Source organism: Streptomyces sp. NPDC006739 (assembly GCF_042869815.1).
Classification (GTDB): Bacteria; Actinomycetota; Actinomycetes; order Streptomycetales; family Streptomycetaceae; genus Streptomyces.
In genome coordinates this window covers 101694-123067 of record NZ_JBIAGM010000022.1, presented here as the reverse complement: position 1 = coordinate 123067, position 21374 = coordinate 101694, and the positions used below count along the sequence as shown (strand labels likewise).

Below are 21374 nucleotides of genomic sequence, written 5' to 3'. Positions count from 1 at the left end.
CGGGTGGCGAACGGGGCAGTGATCCGTTCACTCCCCCGTGCAAGGGGGCTGCGGGTGCCCCCGCCGGACGCCGTAAGGTTGGTGGGTCAAGCGAGGGCTCGTCGGAAGGAGGCACTGGGTGATCGAGCTGGAGGGGGTTCCCGAGCTGATCGACCCAGTCATGGTGGCCGCGTTCGAGGGCTGGAACGATGCCGGCGACGCCGCCTCCACCGCGGTCGCGCATCTGGAACGGGAGTGGAAGGGCGAGGTCTTCGCGGCGCTGGACGCCGAGGACTACTACGACTTCCAGGTGAACCGCCCCACGGTGTTCATGGACGCCGGGGTGCGCAAGATCACCTGGCCGACCACCCGTCTGTCCGTCGTCCGGGTCGGCGGTGAGAAACCGCGTGACCTGGTGCTGGTGCGCGGCATCGAACCGTCCATGCGCTGGCGCTCGTTCTGCAACGAGCTGCTGGGCTTCGCGCACGAGCTGGGCGTGGAGCTGGTGGTCGTCCTGGGCGCCCTGCTCGGTGACACCCCGCACACGCGTCCGGTGCCGGTCAGCGGAGTCACCTCGGACCCGGACCTGGCCCAGCGGATGGACCTGGAGGAGACCAAGTACGAGGGCCCCACGGGCATCGTCGGCGTCCTGCAGGAGGCGTGCACGCACGCGGGCGTCCCGGCGGTGTCACTGTGGGCGGCCGTACCGCACTACGTGTCCCAGCCGCCCAACCCGAAGGCCACCCTGGCGCTGCTGAACCGGCTGGAGGACCTGCTCGACCTGCGTATCCCGCTGGGCGAGCTGCCGGAGGACGCGCGGGCCTGGCAGGTGGGCGTGGACCAGCTGGCCGCCGAGGACAGCGAGGTCGCCGAGTACGTCCAGACGCTGGAGGAGGCCCGGGACACCGCCGAGCTGCCGGAGGCCTCGGGCGAGGCGATCGCCCGCGAGTTCGAGCGGTACCTGCGGCGCCGGGACGTGAGTCCTCCGGGCGGCCGGACCCGGCCCCCGATGCCACCGAAGGCGGGAGCCTCCGGCGGGTCCGAGGGACCGGCGGAGGGGTCGGCGGAGGGCGCCTCCGAGGGTTCGGCGGAGGGTGCCGCGGGGGGCTCCACCGACGGTTTCCCCGACGGCTTCTCCGAGGGCGACGACCAGGGCACTGCCGAGGAATGAGCCGAGGCCGAGCCATGACGAGAGGGGCGGTTCCCGCTGCGGGAACCGCCCCTCTCGTCATGGCGTGCGGCTGTCAGCGTGCCGGGGTGCGGCCGGTCAGAGGGCCACGCCCAGCAGCGCGTCCACCGCCCGGGTCACGACACCGGGCGCCCCGATGTCCGTACCGCCCTCCGCCTCCTGCCGCGCCGCCCAGCGGTCCACCGCGGCCAGCGCGGACGGTGCGTCCAGGTCCTGGGCCAGGGCCTCGCGGATCTCCTCGACCAGGGCGTCGGCGGACGGTCCGTCGGGCCGGGAGACCGCCGCGCGCCAGCGCCCGAGGCGGGCCTCGGCGTCGCGCAGCACCTGGTCGGTCCACTCCCAGTCGGCCCGGTAGTGGTGGGCGAGCAGGGCGAGCCGGATGGCGGCGGGGTCGACGCCGTCGCGCCGCAGCTGTGAGACGAAGACCAGGTTGCCCTTGGACTTGGACATCTTCTCGCCGTCCAGCGCGACCATGCCGGCATGCACGTAGGCCTTGGCCATCGGGAACTCGCCGGTCAGTGCCTGGGCGTGCGAGGCTCCCATCTCGTGGTGCGGGAAGGCCAGGTCGGAGCCGCCGCCCTGGATGTCGAAGCCCATGCCGAGATGGTCGAGGGCGATGGCCACGCACTCGATGTGCCAGCCGGGGCGTCCCCGGCCCAGCGAACCGCCGTCCCAGCTGGGCTCGCCCGCACGGGCCGCCATCCACAGCATCGGGTCGAGCGGGTTCTTCTTCCCGGGGCGGTCCGGGTCGCCGCCGCGCTCGGCGGACAGCAGCCGCATGGCGGCGGCGTCGAGGTGCGACACCTGGCCGAAGTGCGGGTCGGACTCCACGGAGAAGTAGATGTCCCCCTCCAGTTCGTAGGCGGCGCCCATCTCGCGCAGCCGCTCCACGAGCGGGACGATGCCCGGTATCGCCTCGACGGCGCCTATGTACTGTCGCGGCGGGAGCATCCGGAGGGCGGTCATGTCCTCCCGGAAGAGGGCCGTCTCCTTCTCGGCGAGGGCGACCCAGTCGACGCCGTCCCGCTCCGCGCGCTCCAGCAGCGGGTCGTCGACGTCGGTGACGTTCTGGACGTAGTGAACCTGCCGCTTGGTGTCGAGCCACACGCGCTGTACGAGGTCGAACGCGTTGTAGGTGGCCGCGTGACCGATGTGGGTCGCGTCGTACGGGGTGATCCCGCAGACGTAGATACGGGCGACGGGACCGGGGTCGAGGGAGACGGGACCGCCGGTCGCGGTGTCGTGGATCCTCAGGTCGCGGCCCTGACCAGGCAGGGCGGGGACCTCGGAAGCGGGCCAGGCATGCATGTACATGAGCCTAACCGGCCAGAACTCGCGCATACGAACCGGACCGGGCCGGATGGCCGGGAAGGCGTTCTTGCGCTTGCGCCCCCGATGTGCAGGCGCCCGGGGTCCTAGACCGGCGGCCAGGGGATCGCCGGCCACTCCCCGCTCGGCTCCGGGTGGGTGCCGGAGGTCAGCAGGGCCTCGACCCGCGCGCGGGTGGCGTCGATCTCGGCCGGGGTGATCAGTCCGGCCAGCCGGGCGCCGAGGTCGGCGCCCAGACCGTCCCTGAGCCTGTCGAGGACCTCGACGGCCTCGGGCGTGAGCGGTTCCCCGGCCCAGCCCCACAGCAGGGTGCGGAGTTTGTTCTCCACGTTGAACGTGACGCCGTGGTCGATGCCGTAGAGGTGGCCGTCGGCGGTGGGCAGCAGGTGCCCGCCCTTGCGGTCGGCGTTGTTGATCACGGCGTCGAGGACCGCCAGGCGCCGCAGCCGCTCGTCGTCGGCGTGGACGAGGAGCGCGGTGCGGCCCTCGCCGACCTCGGCGAGGCCGATGGCCTTCCAGCCGGGCTCCGGTTCCTCGCCGTCGACCAGGGCGAGCAGCTCGGCGTCCGGGGCCGCCTCGATCCACAGCTGGCACATGCCCTCGCCGTACGGCCCCTCGCGCAGCACGGTGGGCGGCACCAGCCCCCAGCCGGTGGCCTCGGAGACCTCGTGGGCGGCCACCTCGCGGCCCGCCAGGGTGCCGTCGGGGAAGTCCCACAGCGGGCGCTCCCCGGCCACCGGCTTGTACACGCAGGTGGCTTCCCGGCCGTCGTGGGCGACCGTGCAGAACAGCGCCGCGTTGGACGCCTCGCGGATGCGGCCGCGCACGGTCAGCTCACCGCGGGCGAGCAGGTCGGCGGTGGCGCCCGGGTCGTCCGTCACGCCCCGCGGCGGTATCCGTTCTGGCGCGGACATACGTGTCCTTCCGGATCGAGCGGGAGGCTGCACAGCGGGCACGGCGGCCGCCCGGCGTTGACGACGTCGAGGGCGCGCTTGGCGAAGGCCCTGGCCTGCGCGCCGGTCAGCCGGACCCGCAGCATCGGGGGCCCGTTCTCCTCGTCCTGCAGAAGCCGCTCCTCGGCCTCGGCGAGGTCCTCCTCGGAGTCGGCGTCCAGCTCCACCAGGGCCTGCGCCTCGACGATCATGCGCTGTTCCTCGCCGTCCCAGGCCAGGGCCATGGTGCCGACCCGGAACTCCTCCTCGATGGGGGTGTCCAGCGGGCCGGAGTCGGCGACCTCGGTGGGTGCGACGGCGGGCACGGCGGCGCTGCCGCCACTGCGTCGTACGACCTCGTCGAGCAGTTCGTCCATGCGCTCGGCGAGGGCGGCGACCTGGGTCTTCTCCAGGGCCACGCTGGTCACCCGGGGGCCCGCGGTGGCCTGGAGGAAGAACGTACGGCGTCCGGGCAGCCCGACCGTGCCGGCCACGAAGCGGTCCGGCGGGTCGTAGAGGAACACCTGACGGGACACGTCCTGTCTCCATGGGATTCGAGTGGATGCGAGAGTGCGGGGCCCAGGGCCCTGGGGCGGGAAGGCGATGGTGTGGACCGCTTCACCCTACTGCGGCCGACGATCACGGTGCGCCCGCACCACCCCCGACCGGTGCGTCTTCGCCGGGGGGTTCCTCGCGCGGGGCGAGCGAGGCGAAATCCCCGGTGTCGCCGAGGCGAACGAGAAACGGCCGCAGCCGGGTGTAACGGATCGCGGTGATGGAACACGGTTCGACGGAGATCCGCTGGAAGAGGTCCAGATGCAGGCCGAGCGCGTCCGCGACGAGGGACTTGATGATGTCACCGTGCGAGCACATGAGGTACACGGCGTCGGCGCCGTGGTCGCGCTCCACGCGCGCGTTCCACTCCCGTACGGCCTCGGCGGCGCGGGTCTGCATGGCCCGCATGGACTCCCCTCCGGGGAAGGCGGCGGCCGAGGGGTGCGCCTGGACGACCTGCATCAGCGGCTCGTCCATCAGTTCGGCGAGCTTGCGGCCGGACCAGTCGCCGTAGTGGCACTCTCCGATCCGCTCGTCGGTGTGCGCGGTCAGCTCCGGGCGGGCCTGGAGCAGCGGCCGCAGGGTCTCCTGGCAGCGTTCCAGCGGGCTGGTGACGACCTCGGCGAGGGGCAGCCCGGCGAGCCGTCCGGGCAGCGCGGCCGCCTGGGCGGTGCCGCGTTCGTCGAGAGCGACGCCGGGCGTCCAGCCGGCGAGCAGGCCCGCGGTGTTGGCGGTGGAACGTCCGTGCCTTACGAGGATCAACGTGGGCATGCGGCCAGGGTAGGCGTACGCCGGGCCGCGGCGGCGCCCGGGGAGAGGAAGGATGCACCGCGTGATCGTCGACTGCGCCATCTACCGGGACGGGCACCGCACCGAGGGCCCGCAGGACTTCTCCGACGCCCTGGAGGAGGCCCGCGCGCGGGGGGACAGCTTTGTGTGGATCGGTCTGTACGAGCCGACGGAGAAGGAGTTCGACCTCGTCACGGAGGAGTTCGGGCTGCACCCGCTCGCCGTCGAGGACGCCCTCAAGGCCCATCAGCGGCCCAAGCTCGAGGTGTACGACGACTCGCTGTTCATGGTCCTCAAGCCGGTGACGTACGAGCCGGACAGCGACACCGTCACCTCGGGCGAGCTGATGATCTTTCTCGGCGACTCCTTCGTGGTGACGGTCCGCCATGGCGAGGGCGCGCCCCTGGCGGAGGTACGGCGGCGTCTGGAGCAGCAGGAGGACATGCTGCGGCACGGGCCGACGGGGGTGCTGTACTCGATCGCGGACGCGGTCGTCGACCACTACCTGGAGGTGGCCACCGAACTGGGCACGGACCTGGAGGAGTTGGAGACGGAGGTGTTCTCGCCGGACGGCGGGGGCTCGCGGCACACGGCGTCGCGGATCTACACCTTCAAGCGGCAGATCCTGGAGTTCCGGCGGGCGACGGTCCCGTTGTCGGTGCCCATGAACAGGCTGGCGGGAGTGGGGTCGGCCGACGGCTCGCTGGCGTTCGTACGGGAGGGGGCGCGCCCGTTCTTCCGGGACGTGAACGACCATCTCACGCGCGTGAACGAGTCGGTGGAGGGCCTGGACCGGCTGGTCTCGGACATCCTGAACGCCCATCTCGCGCAGATGAGCGTGCGGCAGAACGACGACATGCGGAAGATCTCCGCGTGGGCGGCGATGGCCGCGGTGCCCACGATGATCGCGGGGATCTACGGCATGAACTTCGACCACATGCCCGAGCTGCACTGGCTGTGGTCGTATCCGGCGGTGATCGCGCTGATGGCCGGGCTGGAGCTGCTGCTGTACCGGCTGTTCAAGCGGCGCGGCTGGCTGTGAAGGCGTCAGTGGTCGGCGCGTTCGGGGCGTAACCACGGGCGGGCCGGTGCGTTGTTCCCCGTGACGGCCGTGGCGGGGAGACCCCCCGAGCCCCCACCACGGCCGCTGAAAGTCCTTCCTCCGCCAGGTTCAGCCGAGTCCGGCGCGGTCCAGGGCCTCGCTGCCGGCCCGCAGGGAGGCCAGGCGCTCGTCGAGGGTGAAGCCGGCCGGGGCGAGGCTGAGGGTGGTGACGCCGGCGGCGGCGTAGGCCTTCATCCGGTCGGCGATGCGGTCGACGGAACCTAGGAGCGTGGTCTTGTCGATGAGGTCCTGCGGGACGGCCGCGGCGGCTCCCTGCTTGTCCCCGGACAGGTACTTCTCCTGGATCTCGGCGGCTTCCTTCTCGTACCCCATGCGCCGGGCGAGCTGGTTGTAGAAGTTCTGCTTGGCGCTGCCCATGCCGCCCACGTACAGCGCGGTGTAGGGGCGGAAGGTGTCCGCGAGCCGGGACACGTCCCGGTCCTCGCCGACGGCCAGCGGCACGGTCGGGCAGACGTCGAACCCGTCGAGGGTCCTGCCGGCCTTCTCCCGGCCCGCGCGCAGGTGCTGGATCGCGGTGTCCTCCAGGTGCTCGGCGGACGGGAAGATCAGCAGCGCGCCGTCGCCGATCTCGCCGGTCTGCTCGAGGTTCTTCGGGCCGATCGCGGCGATGTACAGCGGGATGTGCTCGCGTTCCGGGTGCACGGTCAGCCTGATCGGCTTGCCCGGGCCGCCGGGCAGCGGCAGCGTCCAGTGCTCTCCCTCGTACGACAGCCGTTCGCGCGTCATCGCCTTGCGGACGATCTCCACGTACTCGCGGGTGCGCGAGAGCGGCTTGTCGAACTTGACCCCGTACCAGCCCTCGGAGACCTGCGGGCCCGAGACACCGAGGCCGAGTCGGAAGCGGCCGCCGGACAGGGAGTCCAGGGTCGCGGCGGTCATCGCGGTCATCGCCGGCTGCCGGGCCGGGATCTGGAAGATGGCCGAGCCGACGTCGATGCGCTCGGTCTTGGCGGCGACCCAGCTGAGCACGGTGGCCGCGTCGGAGCCGTAGGCCTCGGCGGCCCAGCACACGGCGTAGCCCAGCCGCTCGGCCTCCTGTGCCACGGCCAGATTGTCCGCGTCCATCCCGGCACCCCAGTAGCCGAGGTTGATCCCGAGTTGCATCGGCACTTCCCCTTACCCATCAGTAACGTCGCTGTTGCGCCGACCTTAGCGCGGCGGGTGGCCGGGAGGGCAGGTCGCGGCCGGTTCCAGCGGGGAAACGGGGTTATCCACAGGCAACCCACGGCATCAGTTCTGGCCAGTAATCTCGCGGCATGGAGCAGAGGCATCTCGGCCGTACCGGCCTGCGTGTGTCCCGGATCGGACTCGGCACCCTGACCTGGGGGCGGGACACCGACGAGCATGACGCCGCGGACCTGCTGAAGGCGTTCTGGGAGGCGGGCGGGACCCTGGTCGACACGGCGGACGTGTACGGCGACGGGGAGGCCGAGTATCTGCTCGGACAGCTGATAGAAGGGCTCGTGCCGCGCCGGGACCTGGTCATCTCGACGAAGGCGGGAAGCGTACCGGACCCCGAGCGCCGCTTCGACGGCTCGCGCGGCCATCTGCTCGCCGCGCTGGACGCGTCCCTGGCCCGCCTCGGCACGGACTACGTCGATCTGTGGCACATCCACGCCTTCGACCCGGACACCCCGCTGGAGGAGACCCTCCAGGCCCTGGACCTCGCCGTCAGCAGCGGGCGGGCGCGGTACGCCGGCGTGTCGAACTTCTGCGGCTGGCAGCTGGCGAAGGCGGCGACCTGGCAGCTCGCGGCGCCGGGCACGCGCACCCGGCTGGCGAGCACGCAGATGGAGTACTCGCTGCTGCAGCGCGGCATCGAACGCGAGGTGCTGCCGGCCGCGCTGGACCTGGGCATCGGGCTGCTGCCCTCCTCCCCGCTGGGCCGGGGTGTGCTGACCGGCAAGTACCGCACCTCCACGCCGGCCGACTCGCGGGGTGCCTCCCAGCATCTGGCGCCGTTCGTCGAGCCGTACCTGGACGACACCGCGACCCGGATCGTGGACGCGGTCAGGACGGCCGCGGACGGCCTCGCGGTGACCCCGCTCCAGATCGCCCTCGCCTGGGTCCGCGACCGGCCCGGCGTGGCCGCCCCGATCATCGGCGCGCGCACCGCGCAGCAGCTCACGGCGGCGTTGTCAGTGGAGGCCCTTAGTCTTCCTGACGAGATCTGCCGGGCGCTGGACGATGTGTCGGCGCCCCTGCACCGCTATCCCGATCACGACTGGAGCACGCTGTGAGCACGGAGCCCGAGACCCCGGCCGTCACGGAGGAATCCGGGCCGGGGGCACCGGAGACGACGGAGACGGGCGGCACGGACACCGACACCGACACCGACACCGACACCGACGCCGGTGACGGTGACGGTGACGGCGCCGGTGACGCGGTGGAGGCCGGAGCCGCCGCGGTTGCGGCAGGGGAGGCCGGTGCCGGGCCGGGCGGGCTTTCCGAGGCCGAGGCCGAGCTGGCTGCTCAGCGGCTGGAGCGGGAGCGTATCGAGCGGCGGAAGGCCGAGAAGCGGGTGCCGATCGACAGCGGTGCGAAGCTGAGCGGCAGGGCCGCCGATCTGCTCGCCGCCGTGCGGGCGGTGGAGAGCGGCGAGAAGCCGGTGGCGGCGGTGTTCACCGAGCCGGCACCCGCCCCGCACCGTCCGGAGCCCGAGCCCGAGCCCGTGCCACAGCCACGCCCCGCACCGGCCGCCGCGCCCCACGCGCCCGCGCCGGAAGCCGTCGAGGCGGTACGGCGGGTGCTGGCCGGGGGCGGGGCGCCCGAGGCCCTGGCCGCCCAGGTCGCCGCCGCGCTCGGTGAGGGCGCGGACGCCGTGCTGCGGGAGGACCCCTGGCAGCTGCTCCGGGTCGGCGGGGTACGGCCGGAGCAGGCCGACGGATTCGCCCGCGCGCTGCTCGGCGCCGAGTGCGGTCCGGGCGACGAGCGGCGCGGCCGGGCGGTCACGGTCTGGCTGCTGGAGCAGGCGGCCCTGGCCGGGCACACCGCGCTGGAGATGCCGGCGCTGGTGGCGGCCCTGGCCCAGCGGGCCGTACCGGACCCGGACGCGGCCGTGCAGAGCACGATCGCGGAGGGCGAGGCCCTGGTCTTCCAGGACGCGCTGGAGGAGCCCGGCGCTCCGGCCCGGCCGGCCCGGGAAGGGGACGAGGGTGACGGCGAGGAGGGGGAGGAGAACGACGAGCGGCGGCCGGTACGGGTCCTCGTCGGTCTGGAGCGGTACGCGCTCGCCGAGGAGAGCCTGGCCGACGGCCTGGCCCGTCTGGTCAACTCCCCGTCCCGGGAGGCCGCCGAGGGCTGGGAGGCGGTGGCCGCGTCCGGCGCCGCCGCCGGACTGGTGCGCGCCGTCGCCGCCCACGGCCTGGTGCTGCACACGGGCGGCGAGGCGGCCCGCGCCGAACCGGCCGCCCTGCTCACCGCCGCTCGCGCGGCCGGTCTGCGGGCCTTCGCCGCCTGCCACACCCCCGACGGGCGGCGGCGCTTCGCCGGACTGCTCCAGGCGCCCGAGGCCGAGCGGGCCACCTCCGTCGGCACCGTCGCCGGTCTGCTGTCCGGCGCCGAGGGGCCCGGCCGGGACACGGACGGGGCCCTCGCCCTGGACCTGCTGATCGTGCTGGACGCCCCCCAGCTGGATGTCGAGGGCGCCGCGATGCTCGTGGAGTCGCTCCCCGACGGTGCGCGGCTGGTGCTGAGCGGCGACCCGGGCGTGCTGTGGTCGGCCGGTCCCGGGCGGGTCTTCGCCGACCTGCTCGCGGCCCGCGTGTGCCCGCAGAACGCTTCCCGCACCCCCGACCCGGGCCCGCTCGGCGAGCTGGTCTCGGGCATCGGTGTCGGCGAGCTGAGCCAGGTCGAGGCGCCGGGCAAGGAGATCGTCGTCGTGCCGGTGCGGGACGCGGGCGAGGCCGTGCACCGGACCGTGCAGTTGGTCGCGGACTCGGTGCCCCGGGCGATCGGTGTGCCGCCCGAGCAGACGGTGGTGATCACCCCGGGTCATGGCGGGGCGGCCGGCACCCGCGCGCTGAACGCCGCCCTCAAGGAGCGGCTCAACCCGGGCCCGGGCCGCTTCGGCGGCTTCGATCCCGGCGACCGGATCGCCTACTCCCCCGCCCCGGGCCGTACGGTGCCGGGCCGGGTGGTGACGGCCGACGCCGACGGGCTGCACCTGTCGTGCGCGGGCGCCACCGTCGTCGTACCGAGGGAGCGGGTGGAGCGGGCCGTGCGGCACGGGTGGGCGCTGACCGCGCACCAGGCGGTCGGCGGACGGTGGCCGGCGGTGGTCGTGGTGCTGCCCGGCGATGCCGCGCAGGTCCTGAGCCGGCCGTGGGTGTACACGGCGTTCGGGCGGGCGGAGCGCCATCTGTCCGTGGTGCAGGGCGTCGAGCAGGCACTGCCGAAGGCGGTCGCCGAGGTCGGGGCCAAGGCGCGTACGACGCGTCTGCCGGCGTTGCTGACGAGCCAGGTCCCGGTGGCCGGGTGAGCGCACGCCGGTGCCGGTGGGGACGTGCGTCCCCCCCGGCACCGGCGGCCCGGATCAGCGCTCGGCGTCGAGGGGCTCCAGCCCCTCCCGGTCGAGGTCGTCCTCGACGTCCTCGGTGTCCTCGGGGTCTTCAACGTCCTCGTCGATCTCGTCGATCTCGTCGTCGAAGACCGCGCTCACGTCGAAGCGGCAGACCACCCGCTGCGCGTCGGCCTGCTCGAACGGCGCCTCCAGCCATTCGCCGGGCTCGGCGGGCTCGTCCGCCGCGGTGACCCAGAGCGTGGAGTCGCCCTCCTCCAGGCCGAACTCCTTGTGCCGGGAGGCGATCTCGTCCGGTTCGAACTCCCCGAACAGCAGGCCGAGCGCCCCGTGGACCGTGCCGGCGGCGCCGCCCTCCTCGTAGTCCGCCGCCTCGACCCGCTGGGCCTGTGCCAGCAGTCGCTCGGGTTCCGCCACGGCGTAGTCGCGGCGGATCAGCACGCTGATCGCGTTCGGTTCCTCCGGGCCCGCGTACGGCGGCAGGTCCTCCGCGCCCGGGATCTCGAAGGGTGTGACCTCGTCGTAGCGGTCGTAGAGCAGCTCGTCGTACACCTCGGCGGCCGCGGCCAGTTGGTTGAAGGCCTCGTAGACGGCCGGGTCGTCCTCACCCGACCTGCGTTCGACCGCGGCCAGGTGGCGGTCGAGCGCGGTCTTGACCGCCTCGGCGGCGGCGCGTACCTCGGCAGCGGTGGGCTGCGCAGCATCAGACATAGTGCAGACGCTATCCGTACCGGGCACCAGACCGCACAATAGATGCGATGCCGGAATACGAATTTGTCGACGTGTACGTCCCGCGCGGGGTCTCCCGCAAGGAGGCCACACGTCTGCTGACGGACCATGCCGAGTACGGACACTGGGAGTTGGACCGACTGAGCCTGATGCGCGATGGCAGCCGCAGGGTGCGGTTGCGCCGGCGGATCATCCGTCAGGTGCGTGCCACGTGGTGAGACGAGGCGCATGAACGGAGCGGGCCCCGCGGTGCGGGGCCCGCTCCGTTTCCGGGTCACGCCGAGGCGCGTGCCCTGCGGTACAGCACCGCGCCCGCGAGCAGCGCGCCGGCGCCGGCCGGCAGCATCAGGTCCAGCGGCAGTTCACTGCCGGTGTGCGCGAGCTGCCCGGCGGAGCTGCCGCCCTGCTCGCCGACCTGGGACGAGCCACCGGGCGTGCGTCCGCCGTGACCGCCGTGACCACCGGTGGCGGGCGGAGTGCCCGGAACTCCGGGGTGGCCGGGCCGGCCCGGGTGCCCCGGCTGACCCGGGTGCCCCGGGTGCCCCGGCTGACCCGGGTGCCCCGGCTGGCCCGGCTGACCGGGGTGCCCCGGCTGGCCCGGGGTGCCGGGCGGGGTCGTACCGCCGCCGCCCGGAGGCTGCGTGTGGTGGCCGCCGCCGTTGGCGCAGTCGTCGCCCTTCGTGCCGTTGCCCGCGCCGATCACGTCGACGCTGTTGCCGCAGACGTTGACCGGCACGTCGATCGGCACCTGCACGGTGTTGCCCGAGCCGACGCCCGGCGAGCCGCCGGTGTGTCCGCCCGCGTGCGAACCCCCGGAGCCGCCGGAGCCGCCCCCCTCGCCCGGGTTGGCGCACCGGTTGCCCGCCGCCGGGTTGAGGACGCCGACGACGTTCACGCTGTTGCCGCAGACGTTGACCGGCGCGTGCACCGGCGCCTGCACGACGTTGCCGGAACCGACGCCCGGCGAGCCGCCGGCGTGCCCGCTCGCGTGCGAACCCCCGGAGCCGCCGGTGTTGGCGCACCGGTTGCCCATCGCCGGGTTGAGGAGCCCGACGACGTTCACGGTGTTGCCGCACACGTTCACCGGCACGTGCACCGGCGCCTGCACGACGTTGCCGGACAGTACGCCGGGCGAGCCGTTGGCGAAGCCGCTCGCGCCCGAGTCGGCGTGGGCGTAGCCGCCCGCTGCGGCGATCACGCCGGTCGCGGCGGCCACGGTCATCAGGCCCTTGCGGGTGCCCTGTCGCATGGTTGGTTTTCCCCTGCCTTCGATCCTGCTGTCGTTTTCTCGCTGTCTTTTCTCGTGAAAGGACGCGAAAAGAGCGGTCGGCCCCGGAGCGCATGGCGCGCGCTCCGGGGCCGACGGAAAAGACGCCCCTCAGGGAGTCGGCGTCACTTGTTGACGCAGGTGTTGCCGAAGGCGGGGTTCAGCAGCCCGATCACGGAGATCGTGTTGCCGCAGACGTTCACCGGGACGTGAACGGGCACCTGAACGACGTTGCCGGAGACGACACCCGGGGAGTGCACGGCGGCACCCTGGGCACCGGAGTCGGCGACGGCCAGGCCCGCACCCGCGAGAACCAGACCACCAGTGGCAGCCGCAGCAGCGACGACCTTCTTGAGCATTTGTTCCTCCTTGTTGGCAAAGCGACCCCAAGCTTTCGGGATCACATGACCAGTAACGAGGAGGGAGTAATGGAGCTACGAGCTTATGGTCGCATTCACTCTTTTCAGTACAGCTCGTACGAGCGCCCGATTAACTGACCGCGCGGCCTTACGAGGCGTCGATGAACCGGTCGAGCACGCGCACGCCGAACCGGAGCCCGTCCACCGGCACCCGCTCGTCGACACCGTGGAACATGCCCGCGAAGTCCAGCTCCGGCGGCAGCTTCAGCGGAGCGAAACCGAAACCGCGAATGCCGAGGTCGTCGAAGGACTTGGCGTCGGTGCCGCCGGAGAGCATGTAGGGGACGGCCTTCGCGGCCGGGTCCTCGGCGAGCAGCGCGGACTGCATGGCGTCCACCAGAGCCCCGTCGAAGGTGGTCTCCAGCGCCTTGTCGGAGTGCACGTCCTCGCGCCGCACGTTCGGCCCGAGGAGCTTGTCGAGGTCGCCGAGGAACTCCTCCTCGAAGCCGGGCAGGAAGCGTCCGTCGACGTGCGCGGTGGCCTCGCCCGGGATGACGTTGACCTTGTACCCGGCGCCGAGCTGGGTGGGGTTGGCCGTGTTGCTCAGGGTCGCGCCGATGAGCTTGGCGATACCCCCGAGCCTGGCCAGGGTGGACTCCATGTCCTCCGGGTCCAGCTCGGTGCCGAGCGCGTCCCCCAGCTCGTCGAGGAAGGCCCGTGTGGTCTTGGTGACCCGCACCGGGAACCTGTGCCGCCCGACCCGGGCGACGGCCTCCGACAGCTCGGTGATCGCGTTGTCCCGGTGGATCATCGACCCGTGCCCGGCGGTGCCGGCCACGGTCAGCTTCATCCAGTGCATGCCCTTCTCGGCCGTCTGGATCAGATAGAGCCGCCGCTGCTCGTTCACGGTGAACGAGAACCCGCCCACCTCGCTGATCGCCTCCGTGACGCCCTCGAACAGCTCGGGGTGGTGGTCGACCAGGTACCGGGCCCCGTAGGTGCCGCCGGCCTCCTCGTCCGCGAGGAAGGCGACGACGACGTCCCGCGGCGGCCGCCGTCCGCTGCGCAACCGGTCCCGGACGACCGCGAGGGTCATGGCGTCCATGTCCTTCATGTCGACGGCCCCGCGCCCCCACACGCACCCGTCCGTGACCTCGCCGGAGAACGGGTGGTGGGTCCAGTCGGCGGCGTTCGCCGGTACGACGTCCAGGTGGCCGTGGATCAGCAGGGCGGGCCGCGACCGGTCCTCGCCCTCGATACGGGCCACGGTCGAGGCGCGCCCCGGGTGCGACTCGAAGATCTTCGGCTCCAGCCCGACCTCGGCGAGCTTCTCCGCGACGTACTCGGCGGCCTTGCGCTCGCCGGGTCCGGAGTGGTCGCCGTAGTTGCTGGTGTCGAACCGGATCAGCTCGCGGCAGAGGTCCACGACCTCGTCCTCGCCGGTGACGCCCCTGGCCGTGTCCGTCTCGCTCACGTGCTTCCTCCCGCTGTCACTGCCGGCTGTCCGTCTTCGCCGTCGTTGCCGGTGGTCATCCTCATCCTCCCCCTCCCCCGTCCCGGGCCCAAGACCGGTCCCGGCCCGGTCACACGCCGTTCACGCGCGAGCGGACCCGGGAACGGGGGGTGATCGGCCACCCCGGAAAGCCTGGTAATGTTTCCTTCGTCGCCGCGGGGGAAACCCCGCACGACAGACACCTTGTCCGGGTGGCGGAATGGCAGACGCGCTAGCTTGAGGTGCTAGTGCCCTTTATCGGGCGTGGGGGTTCAAGTCCCCCCTCGGACACCAGCTGAAACCCCTGCTGAGCAGGGGTTTCTTGCGTTGGTGGCCCACGCCGGCCGACCTGGCCGCCGCACGGCTTGCGCGCGCGGCTTCCACACGGATTCCGCGCGGCTTGCGCTTCAACTCCTCCTCGCCCAGGGCGACATGTGGGCCATCTCTCGCCTGTCCGGTGGATCCGCAGGTCAGGGCGTCGGGGCCGGGGTCCGGCCGTCCTCCGTACGGCCGTCCCGGGTGGCCGCGCCAGGGCCTCGGTCCTAGCGTCGTACTAATATTTCCGGCTTGTTACCGAGCTGGAGCCGGACAACCCCAGGCAGACCTGCGGGCCCGCCAGCGCCCCGGGTGCCCCGGGATCGAGACGCGAGGACCCGATGGCAGCCATCAGCGAGAGCAGCGCTCTCGGCCTGCTCGAGGACGAGATCCGCGAGCGGTACGGTGACACGGAACCCTCGACGGCACGTTTCTCCGCCGGGCCGGCCGCCCCGCCGCGGACCCTCGTCGACGTCTTCGACGCCTCCGTGCGCTCGCACCCGGACGAACTCGCGCTGGACGACGGCTCCGACCGGCTCACCTACCGGGCGCTGGCCGCCGAGGTGGAGCGGACGCGGCGGCGGCTGGCCGAGGCGGGCGTGGGGCTCGGGGACCGGGTCGGGGTGCGGGTTCCGTCCGGGACCAACGAGCTGTACGTCACCGTCCTCGCCGTACTGGCCGCCGGTGCCGCCTATGTACCCGTGGACGCCGAGGACCCGGACGAGCGGGCCGAGCTGGTGTTCGGGGAGGCCGGGGTGCGGGCCGTCGTCGAGGGCGGCCGGCGGATCACCGTGCACGGCGGGCCGGGGGCGCCGGCCGGGCGCCCCGGCCCCGGGCACGACGCCTGGGTGATCTTCACCTCCGGTTCCACCGGCAGGCCCAAGGGCGTCGCCGTCAGCCACCGCAGCGCCGCCGCCTTCGTGGACGCCGAGGCCGCCCTGTTCCTCACCGAGGAGCCGATCGGCCCCGGGGACCGGGTCATGGCGGGTCTGTCCGTCGCCTTCGACGCCTCCTGCGAGGAGATGTGGCTGGCCTGGCGGTACGGGGCCTGTCTGGTGCCGGTCCCCCGGTCGCAGGTCAGGAGCGGCGCCGACCTCGGGCCCTGGCTGGTCGAGCAGGAGGTCACCGTGGTGTCCACGGTGCCGACGCTGGCCGCGCTGTGGGAGCCCGAAACCCTCAACGACGTACGGCTGCTGATCTTCGGCGGTGAGGCCTGCCCGCCCGAGCTGGCGCAGCGACTGGTGACGGAGGGGCGCGAGGTCTGGAACACGTACGGGCCCACCGAGGCCACCGTCGTGGCCTGTGCCTCGCTCATGAGCGGTGCGGAGCCGATCAGGATCGGGCTGCCGCTGAACGGCTGGGAGCTGGCCGTCGTCGACGAGGCCGGCGAGCCGGTGCCGATGGGCGGCAGCGGGCAGCTGGTGATCGGGGGCGTGGGGCTCGCGCGCTACCTCGACGCGGAGAAGGACGCGGAGAAGTACGCGCCGCTCACCTCGCTGGGCTGGGAGCGGGCCTACCGCAGCGGCGATCTGGTGCGGGCCGAGCCCGAGGGACTGGTCTTCCTCGGGCGCGCCGACGAGCAGATCAAGCTGGGCGGCCGGCGGATCGAGCTGGGCGAGGTGGACGCGGCGCTCCAGGCGCTGCCCGGTGTCGCCGGCGCCGCCGCCGCCGTGCGCACCGCCCGCGGCGGCAACCAGCTCCTGGTCGGCTATGTCGTCACCCAGGACGGCTGGGACCAGCGGGCCGCCGTCGAGAAGCTGCGGGCCGTGCTGCCCGCCGCGCTCGTCCCGTTGCTCGCGCCGGTCGACGAGCTGCCGACCCGCACGTCCGGCAAGGTGGACCGCAACGCCCTGCCGTGGCCCCTGGAGGGGGTGGAGGCTCCCGCCGCCCAGCTCTACGGCACCGAGGCCTGGCTCGCCGAGCAGTGGACGGAGGTCCTCGGCATCCCGGTCACCGGTGCCCGTGACGACTTCTTCGCGATCGGCGGCGGCAGCCTGGCCGCCGCCCAGCTGACGACGCGGCTGCGCACCCGCTACCCGAGCGCCGCCGTCCTCGACATCTACCAGCAGCCGACCCTGCGCAAGCTGGCCCGCCGGCTGGAGGAGTCGGCGCAGGACGACGCGGCCGGCCGGGTGGTCGCCCCGGTGCCGGTGCGCGCCCAGCTCGTCCAGCTCCTGCTGCTGGTCCCGCTGTTCACCCTGCTCGGGCTGCGCTGGACGGTGGCGCTGGCCGCTCTGGGGAACCTGCTGCCCGCGTACTCCTGGCTGCCGACCGCCCCCTGGTGGCTGGTCGCGGCCGGTGCCGTCGTCCTGTTCAGTCCGCCGGGCCGGATCGCGGTCGCGGCGGGCGGGGCGCGGCTGCTGCTGCGGGGCGTGACGCCCGGCCGGTATCCGCGTGGCGGCGGTGTGCATCTGCGGCTGTGGACCGCCGAGCGGCTGGCCGAGGCCGCCGGGGCGACCTCGCTGACCGGGGCGTGGCTGCAGCGGTACGCGCGGGCGCTGGGCGCCCGGGTCGCCGCGGACGTGGACCTGCACGCGCTGCCGCCGGTCACCGGCATGCTCCGGCTCGGGCGCGGGGCCGCCGTGGAGTCCGAGGTGGACCTGTGCGGGTACTGGCTGGACGGGGACCGGCTGGAGATCGGCCCGGTCAGGGTCGGCGCGCATGCCGTCGTCGGGACGCGCAGCATCCTCTTCCCGGGCGCCCGGGTGGGCAAGCGGGCCGAGGTGGCGCCCGGCTCGGCGGTCGCCGGGCAGGTCCCGACCGGTCAGCGCTGGGCCGGGGCGCCCGCGGTCAAGCTCGGCAAGGCCAAGCGGAACTGGCCCAGGGAGCGGCCGCCGCGCGGCACGTTCTGGCGGTTCGTGTACGGCGTGACGGGCGTCGCGCTGACCCTGTTGCCGGTGCTCGCGGGCGGGGCCGCCCTCGCGGTGGCCGCGCTGTTCGTGGCGCCCGGCGGCGGGCCGGGGGCGGCCCTGCGCGGTGCCGCGCTCGCGCTGGTCCCGGCGACGCTCGCCTTCGGTCTGGCGTACGCGCTGCTGGTCCTGGTGGCCGTACGGCTGCTGAGCCTCGGGCTCCGCGCGGGAACGTACCCGACGCACGGCCGGGTCGGCTGGCAGGCGTGGACGGTCTCGCAGCTGATGGACCGGTCGCGGGAGACGCTGTTCCCGCTGTACGCGGGGCTGGTCACGCCGGTGTGGCTGCGGCTGCTCGGGATGCGGATCGGGCGGGGCGCCGAGGTGTCGACCGTGCTGGCGCTGCCGAGCCTGACCACGGTCGGCGAGGGCGCGTTCCTGGCGGACGACACGCTGACCGCGCCGTACGAACTGGGCGGCGGCTGGATGCGGATCGGGCGGGCGGAGATCGGCCGGCGGGCGTTCCTGGGCAACTCCGGGATGACCGCGCCGGGCCGCTCGGTGCCGGACGGCGGTCTGGTCGGGGTGCTGTCGGCGACGCCCAAGAAGGCGAAGAAGGGCAGCTCGTATCTGGGGCTGCCGCCGGTGAGGCTGCCGCGCAGCGCGAGCGACGGCGACCAGAGCCGTACGTACGACCCGCCGGCCCGGCTGCTGTGGGCGCGCGCGCTGGTGGAGCTGTGCCGGATCGTGCCGGTGCTGTGCTCGGCGGCGCTGGCCGGGCTGACGGTGGCGGCGCTGTGCGCCCTCGGGCCGTGGGCGGCGCCGCTGTCCGGTGTGGTGCTGCTCGCGGCGGGCGGCGCGGCGGGCGTGGTGTCGGTGCTGGCCAAGTGGCTGCTGGTGGGGCGGCACCGCCGTGCGGAGCATCCGCTGTGGAGCGCCTTCGTGTGGCGCAACGAGCTGGCGGACACCTTCGTCGAGGTACTGGCGGTGCCGTGGCTGGCCGGGGGTGTGCCGGGGACGCCGGTCATGACGGCGTGGCTGCGCGGGCTCGGGGCGCGGATCGGGCGGGGCGTGTGGGTGGAGAGTTACTGGCTGCCGGAGACGGACCTGGTGACGCTGGCGGACGCGGCGACGGTGAACCGGGGGTGTGTGCTCCAGACGCACCTCTTCCACGACCGGATCTTGCGGACGGATACTGTGGTCCTCCGTGAGGGTGCCACGCTGGGCCCTGGCGGGATCGTGCTGCCCGGCAGCACGGTCGGGGCCGGTACGACCCTGGGTCCCGCGTCGCTCGTCATGGCCGCGGAGTCCGTCCCGGACGACACCCGCTGGCTCGGCAATCCGATCGAGGCATGGCGTCCCTGAGCGGCGCGGGCCACTGCGGATCGGCGGGCGGGACACCGGCGGAGCCAAGTGGTGGCACGGCGCAGGGAGCGGACGAGGCAGTGGCGGTTCAGCAGTCGACGGGTCCGGATCCGTACTTCCCGGACAACGGTGATCCCCGGTACCGGGTGCACCGTTACGAACTCGCGCTGGAGTACCGCCCGGGTCCGAACCGGCTCTCGGGCACGGCCCGGATCAACGCCATCGCGGGCCGCTCCCCGCTCACCGAGTTCCATCTCAACCTGGCGGACTTCAGGATCGGGCGGGTCCGCGTCGACGGACGCCAGCCGCACTACACGCACCGTGGCGGCAGGCTGCGGGTGCGTCCCGCCAAGCCGGTGCGGGCCGGGGCTGCGTTCACCGTCGAGGTGCACTGGTCGGGCAATCCCGGGCCGGTGGCCAGCCCCTGGGGCGAGATCGGCTGGGAGGAGCTGGAGGACGGGGCGCTGGTGGCGAGCCAGCCGGTCGGGGCGCCGTCCTGGTACCCGTGCAACGACCGGCCCGCCGACAAGGCGTCGTACCTGCTCTCGATGACCACGCCGTCGGCGTACGCGGTGGTCGCGGGCGGCCGGCTGCTGACCCGTACGACGAAGGCCTCGACGACGACCTGGGTGTACGAGCAGTCGGCGCCCACGTCGAGCTATCTCGTGGGCCTCGCGCTCGGCAAGTACCAGACGGTGCTGCTGGGCGATCCCGGGCCGGGCGGGGTTCCGCAGCACGGGCACATCCCGGCGCACCTGCTCCCCCGGTTCTCCCGGGACTTCGCGCGCCAGCCCGCGATGATGGACCTCTTCCAGGAGCTGTTCGGGCCCTACCCGTTCGACGAGTACGCGGTGGTGGTGACCGAGGAGGAACTCGATGTCCCGGTCGAGGCGCAGGGGTTGTCCCTGTTCGGGTCCAACCACGTGGACGGGGCCAGGGGTTCGGAGCGGCTGGTGGCGCACGAGCTGGCGCACCAGTGGTTCGGCAACAGTGTCTCCATCGCGGACTGGCGGCACATCTGGCTGAACGAGGGGCTGGCCAAGTACGCGGAGTGGCTGTGGTCGGAGCGTTCGGGTGGCCGTGGCGCCGGTCAACTGGCGGCCGCCGCGCACCGGTTGCTGTCCTCGCTCCCGCAGGATCTGCGGCTGTCCGACCCGGGTCGCAAGCTGATGTTCGACGACAGGCTCTACGAACGCGGGGGCCTGGCCGTGCACGCGGTGCGCTGCGCGCTGGGCGACGACGCGTTCTTCCGGATGCTGCGGGACTGGACCCGGCTGCACCGGGGCGGCGCCGTGACGACGGCGGCCTTCCAGGCCCATGTGGCGCGCTTCTCGGACGAGCCCGTGGAGGGGCTGTTCCAGGCGTGGGTGCGGGAGGTGGCGCTGCCGCCGCTGCCGGTGGCGCGGGAGGCGGCGTAGGGGGGTCGGGGGCGGCTCGGCCGGCGCGGCACAATGGTGCCCGTGACCGCGCGTTCCTGCCCCTGTGGCCTGCCCGAGCCGTACACCGCATGCTGCGGCCGCTACCACTCGGGTGCGGCCGCGGCGCCCACCGCCGAGGCGCTGATGCGGTCGCGGTACAGCGCGTTCGTGCGGCGGGACGTGGCGTATCTGCTGCGGACGTGGCATCCGCGGACCCGGCCCGCGCGGTTGGAGCTGGACGAGCGGATGAGGTGGACGGGGCTGGAGGTCCTCGCCGCCACCGACGGGTCGGCCTTCCACTCCACCGGGACCGTGACCTTCCGGGCCTCCTACCGGGGTGGTTCGCTGCACGAGCGGAGCCGGTTCGAGCGGGTCGGCGGGGCCTGGGTGTACGTCGACGGGGAGTTCCCCGAGGCGTAGGGCTACGGCGCCAGGATGTCCAGTTCCTGGAGGGCGCCTACCGTGATCTCGCGCGTCAGCCGTTCGGCGCGGGCGGCGTCGCCCGCGCGAACCGCCTCCGCGACCTGGACGTGCAGGGTGACGGCGGCCGGGTCGGGGTCCTCGAACATCACCTCGTGGTGGGTGCGGCCGGCCAGCACCTCGGCCACGACGTCGCCGAGGCGGGCGAACATCTCGTTGCCGGAGGCCGTGAGGATGACCCGGTGGAAGGCGATGTCGTGGATCAGATAGCCCTCCAGCTGGTGGCCGCGTGAGTTGGCCACCATGCCGAGGGTGCACTCGGTGAGTTCGGCGCACTGCTCGGCGGTGGCGTGGCGCGCCGCCAGGCCCGCCGCCACCGGTTCGACCGCCGACCGCAGCACGGTGAGGGAGCGCAGCTGGTGGGGGCGGTCGGCGCCGGCCAGCCGCCAGCGGATGACCTGCGGGTCGTAGACGTTCCACTCGGCCTTGGGGCGGACCGTGACGCCGACGCGGCGGCGGGACTCGACCAGGTGCATGGACTCCAGCACCCGGACGGCCTCGCGCATCACGGAGCGTGACACCTCGAAGTGCTGGGCCAGTTCGTCCGTGCGCAGGACGCTGCCCGGCGGGTACTCGCCCGCGGTGATCGCGGGGCCGAGGGAGTCCAGTACACGGCCGTGCAGCCCCCGGCCCGGTGTGGTCATGCACTCAGCGTACGGGGTGGATCACCGAGCCAAAAAGTCAG

At 73.3% G+C, this 21374-nt stretch carries 18 protein-coding genes and 1 tRNA gene; 9 read left to right on the top strand and 10 right to left on the bottom strand.

The window, feature by feature from the left end:
- Positions 1–118 precede the first annotated feature (118 nt).
- On the top strand, positions 119–1150 hold the full coding sequence (locus tag ACFYMM_RS33895) for a PAC2 family protein (RefSeq protein WP_388393776.1): 1032 nt from the start codon (positions 119–121) through the stop codon (positions 1148–1150).
- Between the two features lie 96 nt (positions 1151–1246).
- Here the strand turns inward: ACFYMM_RS33895 and mshC are convergent, their stop codons facing one another.
- The 4 genes from mshC to ACFYMM_RS33875 all read right to left on the bottom strand — a co-directional run bounded on the left by mshC (position 1247) and on the right by ACFYMM_RS33875 (position 4755).
- A complete protein-coding gene (gene mshC, locus ACFYMM_RS33890; protein ID WP_388393774.1) occupies positions 1247–2476 on the bottom strand; it encodes a cysteine--1-D-myo-inosityl 2-amino-2-deoxy-alpha-D-glucopyranoside ligase in 1230 nt (409 codons plus the stop codon).
- Positions 2477–2583: 107 nt separating this feature from the next.
- Entirely contained in the window at positions 2584–3411 is an 828-nt protein-coding gene (locus ACFYMM_RS33885; RefSeq protein WP_388393771.1) for an SCO1664 family protein, read from the bottom strand.
- On the bottom strand, positions 3375–3965 hold the full coding sequence (locus ACFYMM_RS33880) for a DUF3090 domain-containing protein (protein ID WP_388393769.1): 591 nt from the start codon (positions 3963–3965) through the stop codon (positions 3375–3377). The genes ACFYMM_RS33885 and ACFYMM_RS33880 overlap by 37 nt, the downstream gene beginning before the upstream one ends.
- A gap of 103 nt (positions 3966–4068) precedes the next feature.
- Positions 4069–4755 carry a histidine phosphatase family protein gene (locus ACFYMM_RS33875; protein ID WP_388393766.1) on the bottom strand — a complete coding sequence of 229 codons (687 nt, stop codon included), beginning with the start codon at positions 4753–4755 and terminating at the stop codon, positions 4069–4071.
- A 61-nt stretch (positions 4756–4816) separates the two neighbouring features.
- On the opposite strand from ACFYMM_RS33875, the gene corA reads away from it, so the two are divergent.
- Entirely contained in the window at positions 4817–5815 is a 999-nt protein-coding gene (corA, locus tag ACFYMM_RS33870; RefSeq protein WP_388393805.1) for a magnesium/cobalt transporter CorA, read from the top strand.
- Between the two features lie 129 nt (positions 5816–5944).
- Here the strand turns inward: corA and ACFYMM_RS33865 are convergent, their stop codons facing one another.
- Positions 5945–7000, bottom strand: a complete 1056-nt coding sequence (locus ACFYMM_RS33865) for an LLM class F420-dependent oxidoreductase (protein WP_388393763.1) — start codon at positions 6998–7000, stop codon at positions 5945–5947.
- A 152-nt stretch (positions 7001–7152) separates the two neighbouring features.
- Between ACFYMM_RS33865 and ACFYMM_RS33860 the strand changes: the two genes are divergently transcribed.
- Both ACFYMM_RS33860 and ACFYMM_RS33855 read left to right on the top strand, forming a co-directional pair.
- Positions 7153–8136, top strand: coding sequence for an aldo/keto reductase (locus ACFYMM_RS33860; RefSeq protein ID WP_388393760.1), 984 nt, complete (start codon positions 7153–7155; stop codon positions 8134–8136).
- On the top strand, positions 8133–10376 hold the full coding sequence (locus tag ACFYMM_RS33855) for a helix-hairpin-helix domain-containing protein (protein WP_388393758.1): 2244 nt from the start codon (positions 8133–8135) through the stop codon (positions 10374–10376). Before ACFYMM_RS33860 ends, ACFYMM_RS33855 begins: the two co-directional genes overlap by 4 nt.
- Before the next feature lie 54 nt (positions 10377–10430).
- Here ACFYMM_RS33855 and ACFYMM_RS33850 read toward each other — a convergent pair whose 3' ends face one another.
- Positions 10431–11126 carry a hypothetical protein gene (locus ACFYMM_RS33850; RefSeq protein ID WP_388393755.1) on the bottom strand — a complete coding sequence of 232 codons (696 nt, stop codon included), beginning with the start codon at positions 11124–11126 and terminating at the stop codon, positions 10431–10433.
- Between the two features lie 47 nt (positions 11127–11173).
- On the opposite strand from ACFYMM_RS33850, the gene ACFYMM_RS33845 reads away from it, so the two are divergent.
- Positions 11174–11362, top strand: a complete 189-nt coding sequence (locus tag ACFYMM_RS33845) for a DUF5703 family protein (protein WP_046732800.1) — start codon at positions 11174–11176, stop codon at positions 11360–11362.
- A 56-nt stretch (positions 11363–11418) separates the two neighbouring features.
- Here ACFYMM_RS33845 and ACFYMM_RS33840 read toward each other — a convergent pair whose 3' ends face one another.
- From ACFYMM_RS33840 to ACFYMM_RS33830, 3 genes are all read right to left on the bottom strand, one after another.
- The gene (locus ACFYMM_RS33840) at positions 11419–12393 is read right to left on the bottom strand and encodes a chaplin family protein (RefSeq protein ID WP_388393752.1); all 975 of its coding nucleotides are present in this window, start codon (positions 12391–12393) and stop codon (positions 11419–11421) included.
- 143 nt (positions 12394–12536) lie between these two features.
- Complete coding sequence (gene chpH / locus ACFYMM_RS33835; protein ID WP_388393749.1) at positions 12537–12770, bottom strand: chaplin ChpH; 234 nt, start codon at positions 12768–12770, stop codon at positions 12537–12539.
- Positions 12771–12918: 148 nt separating this feature from the next.
- The gene (locus ACFYMM_RS33830; protein ID WP_388393746.1) at positions 12919–14244 is read right to left on the bottom strand and encodes a M20/M25/M40 family metallo-hydrolase; all 1326 of its coding nucleotides are present in this window, start codon (positions 14242–14244) and stop codon (positions 12919–12921) included.
- A 224-nt stretch (positions 14245–14468) separates the two neighbouring features.
- Between ACFYMM_RS33830 and ACFYMM_RS33825 the strand changes: the two genes are divergently transcribed.
- The 4 genes from ACFYMM_RS33825 (at position 14469) to ACFYMM_RS33810 (ending at position 20629) form a co-directional block, all read left to right on the top strand.
- Positions 14469–14556: transfer RNA gene (locus ACFYMM_RS33825), tRNA-Leu, on the top strand.
- Between the two features lie 362 nt (positions 14557–14918).
- Positions 14919–18791 (top strand): Pls/PosA family non-ribosomal peptide synthetase, encoded by a 3873-nt coding sequence (locus tag ACFYMM_RS33820; protein ID WP_388393743.1) that lies wholly within the window; start codon positions 14919–14921, stop codon positions 18789–18791.
- 80 nt (positions 18792–18871) lie between these two features.
- Positions 18872–20209 carry a M1 family metallopeptidase gene (locus tag ACFYMM_RS33815; RefSeq protein ID WP_388393802.1) on the top strand — a complete coding sequence of 446 codons (1338 nt, stop codon included), beginning with the start codon at positions 18872–18874 and terminating at the stop codon, positions 20207–20209.
- A 33-nt stretch (positions 20210–20242) separates the two neighbouring features.
- On the top strand, positions 20243–20629 hold the full coding sequence (locus ACFYMM_RS33810) for a YchJ family protein (RefSeq protein ID WP_388393740.1): 387 nt from the start codon (positions 20243–20245) through the stop codon (positions 20627–20629).
- Between the two features lie 2 nt (positions 20630–20631).
- Here ACFYMM_RS33810 and ACFYMM_RS33805 read toward each other — a convergent pair whose 3' ends face one another.
- Positions 20632–21333, bottom strand: a complete 702-nt coding sequence (locus ACFYMM_RS33805) for a FadR/GntR family transcriptional regulator (protein WP_388393738.1) — start codon at positions 21331–21333, stop codon at positions 20632–20634.
- Positions 21334–21374: the final 41 nt, after the last annotated feature.

Bases quoted from the DNA above. Each gene is read 5' to 3' on its own strand.
- ACFYMM_RS33845 (WP_046732800.1), top strand. From the start codon at position 11,174: ATGCCGGAATACGAATTTGTCGACGTGTACGTCCCGCGCGGGGTCTCC.
- ACFYMM_RS33865 (WP_388393763.1), bottom strand. From the start codon at position 7,000: ATGCAACTCGGGATCAACCTCGGCTACTGGGGTGCCGGGATGGACGCG.
- ACFYMM_RS33820 (WP_388393743.1), top strand. From the start codon at position 14,919: ATGGCAGCCATCAGCGAGAGCAGCGCTCTCGGCCTGCTCGAGGACGAG.
- ACFYMM_RS33850 (WP_388393755.1), bottom strand. From the start codon at position 11,126: ATGTCTGATGCTGCGCAGCCCACCGCTGCCGAGGTACGCGCCGCCGCC.
- ACFYMM_RS33810 (WP_388393740.1), top strand. From the start codon at position 20,243: ATGGTGCCCGTGACCGCGCGTTCCTGCCCCTGTGGCCTGCCCGAGCCG.
- ACFYMM_RS33805 (WP_388393738.1), bottom strand. From the start codon at position 21,333: ATGACCACACCGGGCCGGGGGCTGCACGGCCGTGTACTGGACTCCCTC.
- mshC (WP_388393774.1), bottom strand. From the start codon at position 2,476: ATGCATGCCTGGCCCGCTTCCGAGGTCCCCGCCCTGCCTGGTCAGGGC.
- ACFYMM_RS33860 (WP_388393760.1), top strand. From the start codon at position 7,153: ATGGAGCAGAGGCATCTCGGCCGTACCGGCCTGCGTGTGTCCCGGATC.
- ACFYMM_RS33885 (WP_388393771.1), bottom strand. From the start codon at position 3,411: ATGTCCGCGCCAGAACGGATACCGCCGCGGGGCGTGACGGACGACCCG.
- chpH (WP_388393749.1), bottom strand. From the start codon at position 12,770: ATGCTCAAGAAGGTCGTCGCTGCTGCGGCTGCCACTGGTGGTCTGGTT.
- ACFYMM_RS33875 (WP_388393766.1), bottom strand. From the start codon at position 4,755: ATGCCCACGTTGATCCTCGTAAGGCACGGACGTTCCACCGCCAACACC.
- ACFYMM_RS33840 (WP_388393752.1), bottom strand. From the start codon at position 12,393: ATGCGACAGGGCACCCGCAAGGGCCTGATGACCGTGGCCGCCGCGACC.